Source organism: Streptomyces sp. NPDC005728, assembly GCF_040630895.1.
Lineage (GTDB): Bacteria > Actinomycetota > Actinomycetes > Streptomycetales > Streptomycetaceae > Streptomyces.
On the sequence record NZ_JBEXYL010000017.1, the window covers coordinates 67925 to 85955 of the forward strand.

The following is an 18031-nucleotide window of genomic DNA, read 5'->3' on the forward strand; positions in this document are numbered from 1 at the left end:
GCGCTGTATCAATTGGTGGCAAGGGCCAGCTGTTGAGCGACACCCTCGCCGGTACCAGGGCCGAGGGGCGCGCCGCGCTCATCGCCTACCTCCCGGCCGGCTTCCCGACCGTGGACGGCGGCATCGAGACGATCAAGGCCGTGTTCGACGGCGGCGCCGACATCGTCGAGGTCGGCCTGCCGCACAGCGACCCGGTCCTCGACGGCCCGGTCATCCAGACCGCCGACGACATCGCCCTGCGCGGCGGGGTCAGGATCGCGGACGTCATGCGGACGGTCCGCGAGGCCCACGAGGCCACCGGGAAGCCGGTGCTCGTGATGACGTACTGGAACCCCGTCGACCGCTACGGCGTCGAGCGCTTCACCGCCGAGCTGGCCGAGGCGGGCGGCGCGGGCTGCATCCTGCCCGACCTGCCGGTCCAGGAGTCGGCCCTGTGGAGGGAGCACGCGGAGAAGCACGGTCTCGCCACCGTCTTCGTCGTCGCCCCGAGCAGCAAGGACGAACGGCTCGCCCAGATCACCGCTGCGGGCAGTGGCTTCGTCTACGCGGCCTCGCTGATGGGGGTCACCGGCACCCGCGAGTCCGTCGGCACGCAGGCCCGGGACCTGGTCGAGCGGACCCGGGCCACCGGCACCCCGCTGCCGGTGTGCGTAGGACTCGGCGTCTCCAACGCGGCCCAGGCCGCCGAGGTCGCCGGCTTCGCCGACGGTGTCATCGTCGGCTCGGCGTTCGTGAAGCGGATGCTGGACGCCCCGGACCACGCCTCCGGCATCGACGCGGTGCGCGGCCTCGCCGGCGAGCTGGCGAAGGGTGTACGCGGACAGGTGTAGTCCGAACGGGTGGACCTCAGGCCGGGGAGGCGCGCTGCGCCTCCCCGGTTCGTTCTGGGGGTGTGAGCGAGAAGAACCGTGACGGAAAGCGCACCGCCCGTGAGCGACTGGCGGTCGAGCGCGAGAAGCAGAAGTCCGCGGACAAGCGACGTCGGACGCTGATCGTGGGCGCGAGCATCGTCTGCGTCCTGGGTCTCGCGGCGGTGATCGGCGTGGTCGCCGCGAACGCGGGCAAGGACAAGGACACCAGCGCGGGCCCCGTCGTGGCGCCTTCGGGCGCGCAGGGCAAGGACAGTCTCGCGATCCCGGTCGGCAAGGACGGCGCCAAGTCGACGCTCACGGTCTGGGAGGACTTCCGCTGCCCGGCCTGCAAGGCCTTCGAGACGGCGTACCGGCCCACGCTCCACGAGCTGGAGGACGCCGGCAAGCTCAGAATCGAGTACCACCTGGTCCGGCTGATCGACGGCAACCTCGGCGGCACCGGCTCCCTGCGTGCGGCCAACGCCGCGGCCTGCGCCCAGGACGCCGGAAAGTTCCGCGACTACCACGACGTGCTGTTCGAGAACCAGCCCGAGGAGACCGACGACGCCTTCGCGGACAACGGCAAGCTGATCCGGCTGGCGGGCAAGGTGAACGGTCTCGACACCCCGGCCTTCCAGAAGTGCGTCAAGGACGGCGCCCACGACAGCTGGGTGGACAAGTCCCACAAGGCCTTCCAGGCCGGCGGCTTCTCCGGCACGCCGACGGTCCTGTTCGGTGGCAAGAACATCTACCAGGACCAGACGATGACCCCGGCGAAGCTGAAGCAGATGGTGGAGCAGGAGAACCAGGGGTAAGCGTTTCTCACGTCCCCGTTATGGACCCGTTGCCGGGCTGCTTGCCGCCCCACCGGCCCGGCACGGTAGCGTCGACCCTGCCATGAACCTTGCCTCCATTCCCAGCCCGTCGCACGGGGTGTACTACCTCGGCCCCATTCCGCTGCGCGGCTACGCCTTCTGCATCATCATCGGCGTCTTCATCGCCGTCTGGCTCGGCAACAAGCGCTGGATCGCCCGTGGCGGGCGGTCCGGCACGGTCGCCGACATCGCAGTCTGGGCCGTCCCCTTCGGTCTCGTCGGCGGCCGGCTCTACCACGTGATCACGGACTACGAGCTGTACTTCAGCGAGGGCCGTGACTGGGTGGACGCCTTCAAGGTGTGGGAGGGCGGCCTGGGCATCTGGGGCGCGATCGCGCTGGGTGCGCTCGGAGCGTGGATCGGTGCGCGGCGCCGGGGCATCCCGTTGCCCGCGTACGCCGACGCCGTCGCGCCCGGCATCGCCTTCGCGCAGGCCATGGGCCGCTGGGGCAACTGGTTCAACCAGGAGCTGTACGGACGCGAGACGCATGTTCCGTGGGCCCTGCACATCACCTCCTCCGAGGGCGGCCGGGTACCGGGCTACTACCACCCGACCTTCCTGTACGAGTCGCTGTGGTGCATCGGCGTCGGCGTGCTGGTCATCTGGGCGGACCGCCGCTTCAAGCTGGGCCACGGCAGGGCGTTCGCCCTGTACGTCGCCGCCTACTGCCTGGGCCGCGGCTGGATCGAGTACATGCGCGTCGACGACGCCCACCACATCCTGGGCCTCCGCCTCAACGACTGGACCGCGCTGATCGTGTTCCTGCTGGCGGTGGTGTACATGGTGGTGTCGTCGAAGAAGCGACCGGGCCGGGAAGCCGTGGTGGAACCGGGCGCTGCCGCTGAGGTACCCGGTGAGGACGGTGAGCCCGAGCCGCAGGAGTCCTCGGACCCGGCTCAGCCCGAGGTGCAGGACTCCCCCGGATCCGAGCAGCCCGAGCCGCAGGACTCGGCGAAGGACGAGGCCGGGTCGGCGACCAAGAAGAGCTGACGACCTGCTGTACCGCGGTGAGGGGCCCGGAGTGCTTCCGGGCCCCTCACCGTGTGAGGACTCAGCCCCGGCGCGCCAGCGACAAGGTGCGCTGCGCCGCTGCCACCACCGCCGCGTCGACGAAACGGCCGTCGGGGAGGGCCTGGGCGCCCGCGTTCGTCGCTGCTGCCTTGATGATCGTTTCCGATGCCTCGATCTCCGCCGACGTGGGGAGATAGGCCCGCTCGATCACCGGCAGCTGCCGGGGGTGGATCGCCGCGCGGCCCAGGAAGCCGAGGGTGCGGCCACGGGCGCAGGACGCGGCCAGACCGTCCAGGTCGCGGATGTCGGGGTGGACGGACTGGGGCGGCGGCGCGAGACCTGCCGCACGGGCGGCGACGACCACGCGGGAGCGCGGCCAGTCCAGGCCCGCATCGGCCCGTACGCCCAGATCGGCGCGGAGGTCGGCCTCACCGAGCGAGACGCCCCGCAGGGCCGGGTGGGCGGTGGCGATGCCGTAGGCGTGCTCGATGCCCAGGGCCGATTCCAGGAGGGCGTAGAGGGGGACGGGAGTGGCCACGGCGACCTGCCTGATCTGGGCCGGGGACGTCACCTTCGGGAGCCGTAGCCCGGACAGGCCGGGCAGCGTGGCCAGTGCCGTGAGGTCGGCGGCCGCCCAGGGACCGTCGAGGGCGTTGACGCGGACGTGGACCGGGACCGGCTGTGGTTCGCGCAGGCGCTCGGCGGTGGCCGTGCGGGCGTACTCCTTGCGGTCGGGGGCGATGGCGTCCTCCAGGTCGATCACCACCACGTCGGCCCCGGTGGCCAGCGCCTTGGTCACGACGTGCGGACGGTCCCCGGGGACATAGAGCCAGGTGAGCGGGAACGGCGTCACAGGGCACCCTCCTCACGCAGGGCACGCAGGTCGGCCGGGGTGAGGCCCAGCTCGGTGAGGACGGCGTCCGTGTCGGCGCCGTGCCGGCGGCCGGACCAGCGGATCGCCCCGGGCGTGGCCGACAGCCGGAAGAGGACGTTCTGCATGCGCAGCGGCCCCAGCTCCGGGTCGGCGACGGTGGTGACCGTGTCCAGGGCCTGGTACTGGGGGTCGGCCAGGACGTCCCGTACGTCCTGGACCGGTGCGATGGCCGCGTCCGCCTTCTCGAAGGCCGCCAGCACCTCGGCGCGGCTGCGGGCGGCGATCCAGGAGCCCACCGCCTCGTCCAGCACGTCGGCGTGCGCGGCTCGGTCCGCGCCCGTGGCGAACCACGGCTCCTCGATCAGCTCCGGGCGGCCCACCAGCCGCATCACCCGCTCCGCCACCGACTGGGCGGAGGTGGAGACGGCGACCCAGAGGCCGTCGGCGGTTCGGTAGGTGTTGCGCGGGGCGTTGTTCGCCGACCGGTTGCCGGTGCGCTCCTGGACGTGGCCGAGCTGGTCGTACCAGGTGGGATGGGGGCCGAGGACGGCGAGGATCGGTTCGATGATCGCCATGTCCACGACCTGCCCCTCGCCGGTCCGGTCACGGGCGGCCAGGGCGGTGAGCACGGCGTACGCCGTGGCCAGGCCCGCGACCGAGTCCGCGAGCCCGAACGGCGGGAGCGTGGGCGGCGCGTCCGGCTCGCCGGTGAGGGCCGCGAAGCCGCTCATCGCCTCGGCGAGGGTGCCGAAGCCGGGCCGGTGCGCATACGGGCCGAACTGGCCGAAGGCCGTGACCCGGGTGAGGACCAGCCGCGGGTTGGCGGCGGCCAGCTGCGTCCAGCCCAGGCCCCACCTCTCCAGGGTGCCCGGGCGGAAGTTCTCGATCACCACGTCGGCGGTGGCGGCGAGCCGGAGCAGGGTCGTGCGACCACCGGACGTGGACAGGTCGAGGGTGATGGTGCGCTTGTTGCGGCCGAGCACCTTCCACCACAGGCCGGCACCGTGCTTCGCCGGCCCGTGTCCCCGGGACGGGTCGGGCCGCTCCGGATGCTCCACCTTGATCACCTCGGCGCCGAAGTCGCCGAGCAGGGTGGCGGCCATGGGGCCCGCGAAGAGGGTGGCCAGGTCGAGGACCCGCAGGCCGTCGAGGGGCTGGATCGGCGGGGGCGCACTCGCGGCGGCGCTCGCACTCGTCGTCGTACGCATGCTCATGCCGTGTACTGCGCGTCGATCTCGGGGCGGTACGGCATCGACGCCGACGCCCCCTCCCGCTGCACGGACAGGGCCGCCGCGGCGGCCGCCCAGGACAGGGCCTCGCGCACCGGTTTCTCCTCGGCGAGGGCCACCGCGAGCGCGCCGACGAAGGTGTCGCCCGCCCCGGTGGAGTCCACGGCCTTCACCTGGGGTGCGGGCACCACCAGCGGTTCGGCGCCCCTGGCCAGGTACAGGCAGCCGGTCGCGCCCAGTGTGACGACGACCTCCGGGACCAGTTCGAGCAGGGCGGCGGCGGCCTCCCGCGGGTCGGTGCGGCCGGTGAGGGTGACGGCCTCGTACTCGTTGGGGACCAGCAGGTCGGTCGCGGCGAGGAGTTCGGGCGGGAGCGGCTGGGCGGGGGCGGGGGTGAGGACTGTGCGGACGCCGTGCCGGCGGGCCGCTTGCGCGCCTGTGACGACCGCGGCGAGCGGGATCTCCAGCTGGAGCAGCAGCGCGTCGGCGGAGGCGAGGACGCCCTCGTCGCCGGGCACGAGGTGGTCGACGGTGCCGTTCGCGCCGGGGACGACGACGATGGAGTTGCCGCCCTCGTCGTCGACGACGATGTGCGCGGTGCCGGACTGGCCCTCGACCGTGCGCAGGAAGTCGGTGTCCACACCGGAGTGTTCGAGGGTGTCGCGCAGGCGTACGCCGAAGGCGTCGTTGCCGACGGCGCCGATCATCGTGACCGTGGCACCGGCGCGGGCCGCGGCGATCGCCTGGTTGGCGCCCTTGCCGCCGGGGATCGTACGGAACTCCCGTCCGGTCACGGTCTCGCCGCGCTGCGGAGCCTTGGTGACGTAGGTGACGAGGTCCATGTTCGTGCTGCCGAGGACGGCGATGTGGGTCATGGTCGGGTCGCCTCCAGGTGCGTGAGGTGGGCGAGGGTGTCGAAGCCGGTGCCGTCGAAGTCGGCGACGGTGGTGGTGAGCCGGTTCTTCAGCGGGGCCCGCCAGCGGTCGGGGAGCGCGCTCGGGGAGCCGGCGAGGAGCCCGGCGATGCTGCCGGCGGTCGCTCCGTTGGAATCCGTGTCCCAGCCGCCGGAGACCGCACGGCAGACCGATCCCGTGAAGTCGCCGTCGGCGTGGGTGAGGGCGGCGACGATCAGGGCGGTGTTGGGGACGGCGTGGACCCAGTGGTGGGTGCCGGAGTAGGTGGCGTGGAGCGCGTCCACGACGTCGTCGAAGTCCTGGTGTCGCGTGGCCAGGCCGAGGGCGTGGTCGATCGCCCTCGCCAGGCGGGAGCGGGGTGGCACCACCGTGCGGCCGGTGCGCAGGCAGGCGTGGACGTCGTGGGTGCCGGTGGCCGCGGCGGCGAGGGCGGCGGCCGTGAACATCGCCGCGTAGACGCCGTTGGCGGTGTGGGTGAGGAGCGCGTCGCGGTGGGCCTGTTCGGCGGCGGCCCCGGGGTCGCCGGGGTGGGTCCAGCCGTGCACGTCGGCGCGGATCAGGGCGCCGATCCATTCGCGGAACGGGTTGCGGTGGCGGGCGGTGTGCGGGGGCTCGATGCCGGTGAGGAGGTTGCGGAAGGCGATGCGCTCGGCCGTGAAGGTGCGGCCGGGCGGCAGTTCGTCCAGCCAGAGCCCCGCCACGTCGGTGGTGGTGAAGGCCTTTCCGCGGCGCTGGAGCAGAAGGAGGTTGATGAGGGAGTAGTTGAGGTCGTCGTCCTCGGGCATGCCGTCGATGTTCTCGGCGAGGGAGGTCGGGGCCGAGCGGCGGTTCCAGGGGTGCTGGGCGAGGAGGTCCGCGGGGACGCCCTTGGCCGTGAACCAGCTGGACAGGGGCCAGTTGCCGGTTGCTTTCGCGAGGGCGCGGATGCCGTCGAGGGGGAGTTTCTCCACGGGTTTGCCGAGGAGGCAGCCGATGGCTCGGCCGAGCCAGGCGGCTTCGAGGGCGCGGGGCGCCGGGACGGGGACGCTCGTCCGCGTGGGCCAGTCCTTGCACAATGCCCTGATGCGCGCCAGGTCCGTCGGCTCGTCCTCGGCCGTCCTGCTGGGGAGGTCGGCCAGTTCGTCCAGCAGGTCCTCGGCCAGCAGGCGCAGATAGCGGGACGCCCGATCCGGTGAGGCGCCCGCTCGCTCCGGGGCCGCCGTGCCGCCGGCCGCCCGCCACCTGGCCTCGATCCTCGACGGTTCCCGGCCGTCCAGGCGGGCCTGGCGCAGTTCGTGGCCCAGGAGGTCCTCCGGCTGGACCCAGGTCAGTCGGAGCATGCCGTGCCTCCGAGCGCCGTGAAGGCCCGCTCGTGGGTGCGTCGGCGGCGTACGTCCCGTTCGAAGATCTCGCGGGTGACCCCGGTGAGCGCGCGGGCCGGTTCCCACAGGTCCGTGCGGCTCGCCTCCGCCACCGTCTTCGACCAGTCCTCGGGCACCGGGGAGCCCAGCGCGCCCGCGAGCGCGCCGGCCATCGTGGCGATCGAGTCGCAGTCCCGGCCGTAGTTGACCGAGCCGAGGACCGCCTGCCGGAAGTCGCCGCCGGAGACCAGCAACATGCCCAGGGCGACGGGGAGTTCCTCGATGGAGTGCAGCCGGGAGGGGCGGCGGGCGCCGAGGGAGGGGGCGCGGTAGTCGGGGCCGACCGTGTCGTACGGGGCCACCGCCTCCCGGAGGGGGACCAGGGCGGACTCGAAGTCGCTGTGGTCGCATGCCACTTCACAGACCTTGTCGATCGCCGTGCGCGTGCCGTCCTTCGCCAGGGACAGAGCGGCGGCCACCACCGAGTCCGGGGTCGCGTCCGGCGCGATGGCGGCGGCGACCGCCGCGGCGAAGACCCCCGCGGCCTCGCGGCCGTACGACGACTGGTGCGCGCCCGCGATGTCCAGCGCCTCGGCGTACGCCCCGGCCGGGTTGGCCGCGTTGACCAGTCCGACGGGGGCCATGTACATCGCCGCGCCGCAGTTGACGATGTTGCCGACGCCCGCCTCCCGGGGGTCCACGTGGCCGTAGGCCAGCCGTGCCACGAGCCACTTCTCGGCGAGGAAGACGCGGTGGAGGGGCAGCGCCTCGGCCTCCAGCTCCGGGATCCAGCGCGGACGGGTCATCAGGTCCGGGACCAGATGCTCGGCGACGGCGTACGCGTCGAGGTGGTCGCGGACGCGGGCGTAGACCCGGACCAGCGCATGGGTCATCAGGGTGTCGTCGGTGACGTGGCCGTCGCCCTTGTGGTACGGGGCGATGAGGCGGGCGGTGCGCCAGTCGTCGCCGTGCCAGGGGCCGACGACGCCGTGGACGCGACCGCCGTGGCGGTCGGTGATCTGATCGGGGGAGTAGCCCTCGACGGGGCCGCCGAGCGCGTCGCCGACGGCGGCTCCGACCAGGGATCCGGCGATCCGTTCGTCCAGACCGGCCTCGCGGGTTTCTTCTCCTATGGGCGTCATGCCCCGAATCATCCTCCTGGTCGGGCCCGTTGCGCGGCTTCCAGGAGTCCGGCGAGTTCCACCAGGTCGGTGCCGGTGAGGCGGGGGAGGGCGCAGCCGGAGAGGGTGCGGCAGGCGTCCCGCCAGCTGCCGGGTACGGCCGCGCCGCCGCCCAGGGCGCCGGTCAACGCGCCCACGAGGGCAGGGGCGGAGTCGGCGACCCGGGAGAGGCACGCAGCCGCGGGGACCGCCTCGGCGATACGGCCCCGCGCGGCCGTGGCGAGGGCGAGTGCGACGGGGACGGTCTCGGCGGCGGCGATGCCGTAGCTGTAGACGTGGTCGACGATCTGGTGTTCCAGGAGGGGGACGAGGGCGAAGGCCGACTCGCCGGCCTCCGTGCCGGCCCTGGCCAGGACGAGGGCATGGCGGGTGTTGCGGCCGATCTCCGTCTCCGCGGGGAGTTCGGCGAGCGCGGCCGCCACGCAGCTGTCCGTGTCCGCTCCGGTGAGAGCGAGTGCGAGGGCCGCCGCCATCGCCCGGGCGCCGTGCACGCCGTCGCCGTCCTGGGTGTAGCGGGCGTCGAACTCGGCGAGGTCGGCGGCGCGTTGGGGGTCGCCGGGGTGGGCCACCGCGAGGACGCAGGCGCGGACACAGGCGGCGTCGTCGAAGTAGTGCGGGTTGTCGTGGCCGGTGGCGGGCGGGCGCAGGCCGGCGGCGAGGTTGCCGAGACCGGCGCGGACGGAGATGCGGGCGCGCAGCGGGAGGACGGCGGACTCGATCTCGGGGGCGCGTTCCGCTGCCGCGGCGACCTCGGAGGCCACGGCGGTCCAGGTGAGGTCGATGGCGGCGCGCATACGGCGTTCCCGGCTGAGGTCGCCGAGTACGTCGTCGTCGCCGGCCCGCAGGACCGCTTCCGCGGCGAACGCCGCCCACTCGGCGTCGTCGGAGGGGCCGAGGCGCAGGGGCTCGGGGGGCTGGTTGAGCGCGATCGGTACGGGGAGGGTGGTGGTGGCGTTCTGCTCGGCGAAGGTGTCCAGCTCGCGGGTGAGGCGGCGGGTCCACTCGGGCATCCGGGCGGCGCGGTGCCGTGCCGCGGGCCAGCCGGCGGCGTCGCCCGCGGCGAGGCCCAGCAGGAGTCCCTCGATGCGGCGCGTCATGACACCGGCTCGCTGTCCTGATGACCGGGGTTCCCCGCACCGACGGGAATCCTCTGGGCCCTGTCCGGCAGGAAGTCCGGGAGCACCACCCCCGCTCCCCACTTCCCGCCCTCCTCCGGTACCAGCAGCTCCGCCACGTCCAGGACGTGATGGCCGGCCATCGACGGCAGGCAGCGGCCCCTCGCCGGGCCGATGGCCGCCGCCCAGTCCGGGGGGATGGCGGAGATGCCCTGGGTCGCGCCGGACAGGGCGCCCGCGACCGCCGCCGTCGTGTCCGCGTCGCGGCCCATGTTGACCGCCGTGAGGACCGCTTCGCGGAAGTCGCCGTCGGCCGCCGCGTACGCGCCGAAGGCCAGGGCGACCGCCTCGGGGGCCAGGTCGGTCCAGGGGTAGCCGCCGATGACCACCGCCGAGCGGACGGCGCGTTCGCCGCGGTGGGCCACGGCCACCGCGCGCCGCAGCGAGCGGGCCGTCCAGGAGTCCTCGGGGACGACGGCGAGCGCCGAGGCGATGGCCACCGCGGGCGAGGCGCCCGCCATCGCCGCCGCCACTCCCGCCGCGACCGCCTGTCCGCCGTAGATGCCCTCGCCCTCGTGGCTGACCAAGCCGTCGATCGCCACCAGCCGGGCCGCTTCGGCGGGGCGGCCCGCCGCGAAGACGCCGAAGGGGGCCGCCCGCATCGCCAGACCGTCGCTCCAGGCGTGGCGGTGCTGGGCGGAGATGGGGGCCGCGAGGCCGCGGCGCAGGTTCTCCAGCGTGCCCCGCTCGCTGAAGCCCGCGCCGCGGAAGGGGCCCTCGGCCCGGTCGGCGATCCACTCGTGCCAGGCGGCCTCGACATGGGCGGGGGTGAGCGCCGAGCCGTGCCGGGCGAGCAGCAGACCCGAGAAGATCGCGTACTCGGTGTCGTCGGTGCCGCACGGCTTCTCGGTGACATAGCCGGTGATCCGGCCCCAGCGGGCGCGGATCTCGGACGGCTTCAGGTTCTCCGCGGGTGCCCCGAGCGCATCGCCGACGGCCAGACCGAGCAGCGTGCCGCGGGCCCGCTCACGCAGTCCGGCGGCGTCCCCGGGCGCCGGGGCCGGGGGAGTGCAGGCGATCGATGCCATGGGCGGCCTCTCCTTCACGGGACCCCGGGGGTCGCGGGGACCTTTGCGGATGTGTCCCACGGGAGGGGCGCGCGTGAGCCTCGACGAACGTCGTGTCACCCGGTCGGCATCTGAGCGCAGATCAGCACCGATGAGCGACTGAGGGAAAAGCCGCAGGTTAGCCGAGCCTTTCCTTGCTGGCGGCCGCGACATCGGCGGCGTATGTTCAGTGTTGTCAAAAAATAGAACTCGTCCAAAGTTAGCTTTGGCTAAGCTTCCTGGGGGACCCCGCATGGCCATCATCGAAACCGAGGCGGCGCTGCACGAGGCGCACCGCGACAACCACACGCACCGCGACGTGAACGGCGGCTGGCTGCGCCCCGCCGTCTTCGGTGCGATGGACGGCCTGGTCTCCAACCTCGCCCTGATGACCGGCGTCGCCGGCGGATCCGTCGGTCATCAGACGATCGTCATCACCGGGCTCGCGGGGCTCGCCGCCGGCGCCTTCTCCATGGCGGCCGGCGAGTACACCTCCGTCGCCTCCCAGCGCGAACTCGTCGAGGCCGAACTGGATGTGGAGCGGCGCGAACTGCGCAAGCACCCGCAGGACGAGGAGAACGAGCTGGCCGCACTGTACGTGGCCCGCGGGGTCGAGCCCGAGCTGGCCCGCGAGGTCGCCCGGCAGCTGTCCGAGGATCCCGAGCAGGCTCTGGAGATACACGCCCGCGAGGAACTGGGCATCGACCCGGGTGATCTGCCGTCGCCGCTGGTCGCCGCGGTGTCGTCCTTCGGCTCGTTCGCGCTCGGCGCCCTGCTGCCCGTCCTGCCGTACCTGCTGGGTGCGACCGTCCTCTGGCCGGCCGTGCTGCTCGCCTTCGCCGGGCTGTTCGGCTGTGGTGCCGTGGTGGCCAAGGTGACCGCGCGGACCTGGTGGTACAGCGGCCTCAGGCAGCTCGCGCTGGGCGGTGCGGCCGCCGGTGTGACGTACGCCCTGGGCAGTCTGTTCGGGACCGCCGTAGGATAGCGCCGCCGGTACATATGCGTTGGGCCGCATAAGTAGCCGTTACTCGCTGGTTTCGAATGCTTAACCACCGGGCATGAGCCGTAAGCGCTGTGGGCAATGACGCCTGCGGCGCACTCGCGGGATGGGTGAAGACGCTCGCCCGCCCCTCGAAGACCGATGGATGACGATCTGACCGATCTTGTCCGGTTCGGTCCCACACATTTTCAGCCGTCCGTGCGCGGCGCCCCGCCGTGACCCCGCGGCACTCCGCTGCAACCGCGGCGTCCGCATGCTGGAACGCAGTATCCGGTTCCCGAGAACCACTCCATCATGTAACCTGCACGAAATTTTGCACTCCAAAGCAGAGGGCCAACGTCGTCCCTCGGCACATGCATATGCCACATGACGACGACGGGAGAGCCGATGCGTACGCCGCGCCAGCCGTCCCAGCATTCCGCGAATGGCCAGAACTGGTCGTTCATGGATGCTCGCCCTGCTGCGCAGGGTATGTACGACCCCCGCAACGAGCACGACGCCTGCGGCGTCGGCTTCGTGGCCACCCTCACCGGTGAGGCGAGCCATGCGCTGGTCGAGCAGGCGCTGACTGTTCTGCGCAACCTCGAGCACCGCGGCGCCACCGGCTCCGAGCCGGACTCCGGCGACGGCGCGGGCATCCTCTCCCAGGTGCCGGACGCCTTCTTCCGCGAGGTGGCCGGATTCGACCTTCCCGCGGCGGGCTCGTATGCCGTAGGCATCGCCTTCCTGCCGGAGGAGGGGACCCAGGACGCCGTCTCGCGGATCGAGACGATCGCGAGCGAGGAGGGCCTCACCGTCCTCGGCTGGCGCGAGGTCCCGGTCGCCCCCGACCTGCTGGGCGCCACCGCCCGTTCGACCATGCCGGTCTTCCGTCAGGTCTTCGTCACCGACGGTTCGAGCGAGGGCATCGCGCTCGACCGCACGGCCTTCGTGCTGCGCAAGCGCGCCGAGCGGGAGGCCGGTGTCTACTTCCCGTCGCTCTCCGCCCGCACGATCGTCTACAAGGGCATGCTGACCACCGGCCAGCTGGAGCCCTTCTTCCCGGACCTGTCCGACCGCCGCTTCGCCTCGGCCATCGCGCTCGTCCACTCGCGCTTCTCCACGAACACCTTCCCGTCGTGGCCGCTCGCGCACCCCTACCGCTTCGTCGCGCACAACGGTGAGATCAACACCGTCAAGGGCAACCGCAACTGGATGCGCGCCCGCGAGTCGCAGCTGGTCTCCGACCTCTTCGGCAGCAAGGACCTGGAGCGGATCTTCCCGGTCTGTACGCCGGACGCCTCCGACTCGGCGTCCTTCGACGAGGTGCTCGAGCTGATCCACCTCGGCGGCCGCTCGCTCCCGCACTCCGTGCTGATGATGATCCCGGAGGCGTGGGAGAACCACGACTCCATGGACCCGGCCCGGCGCGCCTTCTACGGCTACCACTCCACGATGATGGAGCCCTGGGACGGCCCCGCCTGTGTCACCTTCACCGACGGCACCCAGGTCGGCGCCGTGCTCGACCGCAACGGTCTGCGCCCCGGCCGTTACTGGGTCACCGACGAGGGCCTCGTCGTCCTCAGCTCCGAGGTCGGCGTCCTCGACATCGACCCGGCCAAGGTCGTCCGCAAGGGCCGCCTGCAGCCCGGCAAGATGTTCCTCGTCGACACCGTCGAGCACCGCATCATCGAGGACGACGAGATCAAGGCGTCCCTCGCCGCCGAGCAGCCGTACGCCGAGTGGCTGGAGGCCGGCGAGATCGAGCTGGGCGACCTGCCCGAGCGCGAGCACATCGTCCACACCCACGCCTCGGTCACCCGCCGCCAGCAGACCTTCGGCTACACCGAGGAGGAGCTGCGCGTCCTCCTCGCGCCGATGGCCAAGTCCGCGGCCGAGCCGATCGGCTCGATGGGCACCGACTCGCCGATCGCGGCGCTCTCGGCCCGCCCGCGCCTGCTCTTCGACTACTTCACCCAGCTGTTCGCGCAGGTCACCAACCCGCCGCTGGACGCCATCCGCGAGGAACTCGTGACCTCGCTGCGCTCCTCGCTGGGCCCGCAGGGCAACCTGCTCGACCCGACCGCAGCCTCCTGCCGGTCCGTCGTGCTGCCCTTCCCGGTCATCGACAACGACGAGCTGGCCAAGCTCATCCACGTCAACGCCGACGGCGACATGCCCGGCTTCAAGGCCGCGACCCTGTCGGGTCTGTACCGGGTCTCCGGCGGCGGTGACGCGCTCGCTGCGCGCATCGAGGAGATCTGCGCGGAGGCCGACGCGGCCATCGAGAACGGCGCCCGGCTGATCGTCCTCTCCGACCGCCACTCGGACGCCGAGCACGCGCCGATCCCGTCGCTGCTGCTCACCGCGGCCGTCCACCACCACCTCATCCGCACCAAGCAGCGCACCCACGTGGGCCTGCTGGTCGAGGCCGGCGACGTCCGCGAGGTCCACCACGTCGCCCTGCTCATCGGCTTCGGCGCCGCCGCCGTCAACCCGTACCTGGCGATGGAGTCCGTCGAGGACCTGGTCCGCGCGGGCACCTTCCTCTCGGACATCGAGCCCGAGCAGGCCATCCGCAACCTGATCTACGCCCTCGGCAAGGGCGTCCTGAAGGTCATGTCCAAGATGGGCATCTCGACCGTCGCCTCCTACCGCGGCGCCCAGGTCTTCGAGGCCGTCGGCCTCGACGACGTCTTCGTCGAGAAGTACTTCAACGGCACGGCCACCAAGATCGGCGGTGTCGGCATCGACGTCGTCGCCCAGGAGGTCGCCGCCCGGCACGCCAAGGCCTACCCGGCCTCCGGCATCGCTCCCGCGCACCGCGCGCTGGAGATCGGCGGCGAGTACCAGTGGCGCCGCGAGGGCGAGCCGCACCTGTTCGACCCGGACACGGTGTTCCGCCTCCAGCACTCCACGCGCTCCGGCCGCTACGACATCTTCAAGAAGTACACCGAGCGCGTGAACGAGCAGTCCGAGCGTCTGATGACGCTGCGCGGCCTGTTCGGCTTCGCGTCGGGCCGGGCACCGATCCCCGTCGAGGAGGTCGAGCCGGTCTCCGAGATCGTCAAGCGGTTCTCGACCGGCGCCATGTCGTACGGCTCCATCTCCAAGGAGGCGCACGAGACCCTCGCCATCGCCATGAACCAGCTGGGCGGCAAGTCCAACACCGGTGAGGGCGGCGAGGACCCGGACCGCCTGTACGACCCCGCGCGCCGCTCGGCGATCAAGCAGGTCGCCTCCGGCCGCTTCGGTGTGACCTCCGAGTACCTGGTCAACGCGGACGACATCCAGATCAAGATGGCCCAGGGCGCCAAGCCCGGCGAGGGCGGCCAGCTGCCCGGCCACAAGGTCTACCCGTGGGTCGCCAAGACGCGTCACTCGACGCCGGGCGTGGGCCTCATCTCCCCGCCGCCGCACCACGACATCTACTCCATCGAGGACCTGGCCCAGCTGATCCACGACCTCAAGAACGCCAACCCGGCGGCACGTGTTCACGTGAAGCTGGTGTCGGAGGTCGGCGTCGGCACGGTCGCGGCCGGCGTGTCCAAGGCGCACGCGGACGTCGTCCTCATCTCGGGCCACGACGGCGGCACCGGTGCCTCCCCGCTGACCTCCCTGAAGCACGCGGGCGGCCCCTGGGAGCTCGGCCTGGCCGAGACCCAGCAGACGCTGCTGCTCAACGGCCTGCGCGACCGGATCGTCGTCCAGACCGACGGCCAGCTCAAGACCGGCCGTGACGTGGTCATCGCCGCGCTGCTCGGCGCCGAGGAGTTCGGTTTCGCGACCGCTCCGCTCGTCGTCTCCGGCTGCGTGATGATGCGCGTCTGCCACCTGGACACCTGCCCGGTCGGCATCGCCACCCAGAACCCGACCCTGCGCGACCGCTTCTCCGGCAAGGCCGAGTACGTGGTGAACTTCTTCAAGTTCATCGCCGAGGAGGTCCGCGAGATCCTCGCCGAGCTGGGCTTCCGCTCCATCGAGGAGGCCGTCGGCCACGCCGAGGTCCTCGACGTCCACCGGGCCGTCGACCACTGGAAGGCGCAGGGCCTGGACCTGGAGCCGCTCTTCCACGTGCCCGAGCTGCCCGAGGGCGCGGTCCGCCACCAGCTGATCGAGCAGGACCACGGCCTGGAGAAGGCTCTGGACAACGAGCTGATCAAGCTCGCCGCGGACGCCCTGGCCGCCTCGGACGCCACCGAGGCACAGCCGGTGCGCGCCCAGGTCGCCATCCGCAACATCAACCGCACGGTCGGCACCATGCTCGGCCACGAGGTGACGAAGAAGTTCGGCGGCGCGGGCCTGCCCGACGACACCATCGACATCACCTTCACCGGCTCCGCCGGCCAGTCCTTCGGCGCGTTCCTGCCGCGCGGCATCACGCTGCGTCTGGAGGGCGATGCCAACGACTACGTCGGCAAGGGCCTGTCCGGCGGCCGGATCGTCGTCCGCCCGGACCGCGCGGCCGACCACCTCGCCGAGTACTCGACCATCGGCGGCAACACCATCGCCTACGGCGCCACCGGCGGCGAGCTGTTCCTGCGCGGCCGCACCGGTGAGCGGTTCTGCGTCCGCAACTCCGGCGCGCTGGTCGTCTCCGAGGGCGTGGGCGACCACGGCTGCGAGTACATGACCGGCGGTCGCGCGGTGGTCCTCGGCCCGACCGGCCGCAACTTCGCGGCGGGCATGTCCGGCGGCGTCGCGTACGTCATCGACCTCGACCGCGACAACGTCAACGTCGGCAACGCGGGCTCGGTCGAGGCGCTGGACGACACGGACAAGCAGTGGCTGCACGACGTGGTGCGCCGCCACGCCGAGGAGACCGGCTCTACGGTCGCCGGCAAGCTGATCGCCGACTGGGACGCGGCCGTGGAGCGGTTCAGCAAGATCATCCCCAGCACGTACAAGGCAGTGCTCGCCGCCAAGGACGCCGCCGAGCGAGCGGGTCTCACCGAGACCGAGATCACCGAGAAGATGATGGAGGCGGCGATCAATGGCTGACCCGAAGGGCTTCCTGAACCACGGCCGTGAGGTCGCCAAGTCCCGCCCCGTCGCCGAACGCGTCAAGGACTGGAACGAGGTCTACGTCCCCGGCTCCCTGCTGCCGATCATCAGCAAGCAGGCCAGCCGGTGCATGGACTGCGGCATCCCGTTCTGCCACAACGGCTGTCCGCTGGGGAACCTGATCCCCGAGTGGAACGACTACGCCTACCGCGAGGACTGGGCGGCCGCCTCCGAGCGCCTGCACGCGACCAACAACTTCCCGGAGTTCACCGGTCGCCTCTGCCCGGCCCCCTGCGAGTCGGCGTGCGTGCTCGGCATCAACCAGCCCGCCGTCACCATCAAGAACGTCGAGGTCTCGATCATCGACAAGGCGTGGGAGACCGGTGACGTCGCCGCGCAGGCACCCGAGCGGCTGTCCGGCAAGACGGTCGCCGTCATCGGCTCGGGCCCGGCGGGCCTCGCCGCCGCCCAGCAGCTGACCCGGGCCGGCCACACCGTCGCCGTCTACGAGCGCGCGGACCGCGTCGGAGGCCTCCTCCGGTACGGCATCCCCGAGTTCAAGATGGAGAAGCGGCACATCAACCGCCGTATCGAGCAGATGCGTGCGGAGGGCACCCGCTTCCGCACGGGCATCGAGATCGGCCGCGACATCAAGGCGGGCGACCTGAAGAAGCGGTACGACGCGATCGTGATCGCCGCCGGCGCCACGACCGCCCGCGACCTGCCGGTGCCCGGCCGCGAACTCAAGGGCATCTACCAGGCGATGGAGTTCCTGCCCCTGGCCAACAAGGTCCAGGAGGGCGACTACGTCACCGCGCCGATCTCGGCCGAGGGCAAGCACGTCGTGGTCATCGGCGGCGGCGACACCGGCGCGGACTGCGTGGGCACCGCCCACCGCCAGGGCGCGGCCTCCGTCACCCAGCTGGAGATCATGCCCCGCCCGTACGACGAGCGGCATCCGACCAACCAGCCCTGGCCGACGTTCCCGATGCTCTACAAGGTCACCTCGGCCCACGAGGAGGGCGGCGAGCGGGTCTACTCCGTCTCCACCACCCACTTCGAGGGCGACGAGGACGGCAACGTCCAGTGGCTGCACCTGGCCGAGGTCGAGTTCGTCGACGGCAGACTGACCCAGAAGCCGGGCACCGAGCGCAAGATCCCGGCCCAGCTGGTCACCCTCGCCATGGGCTTCACCGGCACCGACCGGGAGAACGGCCTGGTGGAGCAGTTCGGCCTGGCCCTCGACGAGCGCGGTAACATCGCCCGCGACGCCGACTTCCAGACCAACGTGCCGGGTGTGTTCGTCGCCGGTGACGCCGGCCGCGGCCAGTCCCTCATCGTGTGGGCGATCGCGGAGGGCCGCTCGGCCGCCCGCGGAGTCGACCGCCACCTCACGGGCGTCAGCGAGCTGCCGGCCCCGATCCGCCCGACGGACCGGGCCCTGGCGGTCTGACGGCCCGTCAAGAAACGTCCCGTACAAAGGCGTACGGAACACAGGCGACGCCTGCCCACCAAGTCCCCGACCGGACCGATGGGCAGGCGTCGTCGTAT

Annotated in this window: 13 protein-coding genes; 6 read left to right on the forward strand and 7 right to left on the reverse strand. The window is 72.1% G+C overall.

Annotated features, from left to right (window positions below; translation table 11 throughout):
• The first annotated feature begins 11 nt into the window (after window positions 1–11).
• The 3 genes from trpA (at window position 12) to lgt (ending at window position 2717) form a co-directional block, all read left to right on the forward strand.
• Entirely contained in the window at window positions 12–830 is an 819-nt protein-coding gene (gene trpA, locus ABZ471_RS14635) for a tryptophan synthase subunit alpha (protein ID WP_359066312.1), read from the forward strand.
• Between the two features lie 62 nt (window positions 831–892).
• On the forward strand, window positions 893–1666 hold the full coding sequence (locus tag ABZ471_RS14640; protein ID WP_359066224.1) for a thioredoxin domain-containing protein: 774 nt from the start codon (window positions 893–895) through the stop codon (window positions 1664–1666).
• A gap of 82 nt (window positions 1667–1748) precedes the next feature.
• The gene (gene lgt, locus ABZ471_RS14645) at window positions 1749–2717 is read left to right on the forward strand and encodes a prolipoprotein diacylglyceryl transferase (RefSeq protein WP_359066226.1); all 969 of its coding nucleotides are present in this window, start codon (window positions 1749–1751) and stop codon (window positions 2715–2717) included.
• A gap of 61 nt (window positions 2718–2778) precedes the next feature.
• Here lgt and ABZ471_RS14650 read toward each other — a convergent pair whose 3' ends face one another.
• From ABZ471_RS14650 to ABZ471_RS14680, 7 genes are read right to left on the reverse strand one after another with little or no spacing between them, the layout of a single operon-like run.
• The gene (locus tag ABZ471_RS14650; protein ID WP_359066228.1) at window positions 2779–3591 is read right to left on the reverse strand and encodes a CoA ester lyase; all 813 of its coding nucleotides are present in this window, start codon (window positions 3589–3591) and stop codon (window positions 2779–2781) included.
• Window positions 3588–4826, reverse strand: coding sequence for a CoA transferase (locus ABZ471_RS14655; RefSeq protein WP_359066230.1), 1239 nt, complete (start codon window positions 4824–4826; stop codon window positions 3588–3590). The genes ABZ471_RS14650 and ABZ471_RS14655 overlap by 4 nt, the downstream gene beginning before the upstream one ends.
• On the reverse strand, window positions 4823–5716 hold the full coding sequence (gene rbsK, locus ABZ471_RS14660) for a ribokinase (RefSeq protein WP_359066232.1): 894 nt from the start codon (window positions 5714–5716) through the stop codon (window positions 4823–4825). Before rbsK ends, ABZ471_RS14655 begins: the two co-directional genes overlap by 4 nt.
• Window positions 5713–7074, reverse strand: a complete 1362-nt coding sequence (locus ABZ471_RS14665) for an ADP-ribosylglycohydrolase family protein (RefSeq protein ID WP_359066234.1) — start codon at window positions 7072–7074, stop codon at window positions 5713–5715. Before ABZ471_RS14665 ends, rbsK begins: the two co-directional genes overlap by 4 nt.
• The gene (locus tag ABZ471_RS14670) at window positions 7062–8237 is read right to left on the reverse strand and encodes an ADP-ribosylglycohydrolase family protein (protein WP_359066236.1); all 1176 of its coding nucleotides are present in this window, start codon (window positions 8235–8237) and stop codon (window positions 7062–7064) included. The genes ABZ471_RS14665 and ABZ471_RS14670 overlap by 13 nt, the downstream gene beginning before the upstream one ends.
• Window positions 8238–8245: 8 nt before the next feature.
• A complete protein-coding gene (locus ABZ471_RS14675) occupies window positions 8246–9475 on the reverse strand; it encodes an ADP-ribosylglycohydrolase family protein (protein WP_359066238.1) in 1230 nt (409 codons plus the stop codon).
• Window positions 9370–10479: an ADP-ribosylglycohydrolase family protein gene (locus tag ABZ471_RS14680; RefSeq protein WP_359066240.1), complete on the reverse strand. Its 1110-nt coding sequence runs from the start codon at window positions 10477–10479 to the stop codon at window positions 9370–9372. Before ABZ471_RS14680 ends, ABZ471_RS14675 begins: the two co-directional genes overlap by 106 nt.
• 271 nt (window positions 10480–10750) lie before the next feature.
• On the opposite strand from ABZ471_RS14680, the gene ABZ471_RS14685 reads away from it, so the two are divergent.
• From ABZ471_RS14685 to ABZ471_RS14695, 3 genes are all read left to right on the forward strand, one after another.
• A complete protein-coding gene (locus tag ABZ471_RS14685) occupies window positions 10751–11482 on the forward strand; it encodes a VIT1/CCC1 transporter family protein (protein WP_359066242.1) in 732 nt (243 codons plus the stop codon).
• Window positions 11483–11884: 402 nt separating this feature from the next.
• Window positions 11885–16477, forward strand: coding sequence for a glutamate synthase large subunit (gene gltB / locus ABZ471_RS14690; protein ID WP_359066244.1), 4593 nt, complete (start codon window positions 11885–11887; stop codon window positions 16475–16477).
• Window positions 16470–17933: a glutamate synthase subunit beta gene (locus ABZ471_RS14695; RefSeq protein WP_359066246.1), complete on the forward strand. Its 1464-nt coding sequence runs from the start codon at window positions 16470–16472 to the stop codon at window positions 17931–17933. The genes gltB and ABZ471_RS14695 overlap by 8 nt, the downstream gene beginning before the upstream one ends.
• Window positions 17934–18031 lie beyond the last annotated feature (98 nt).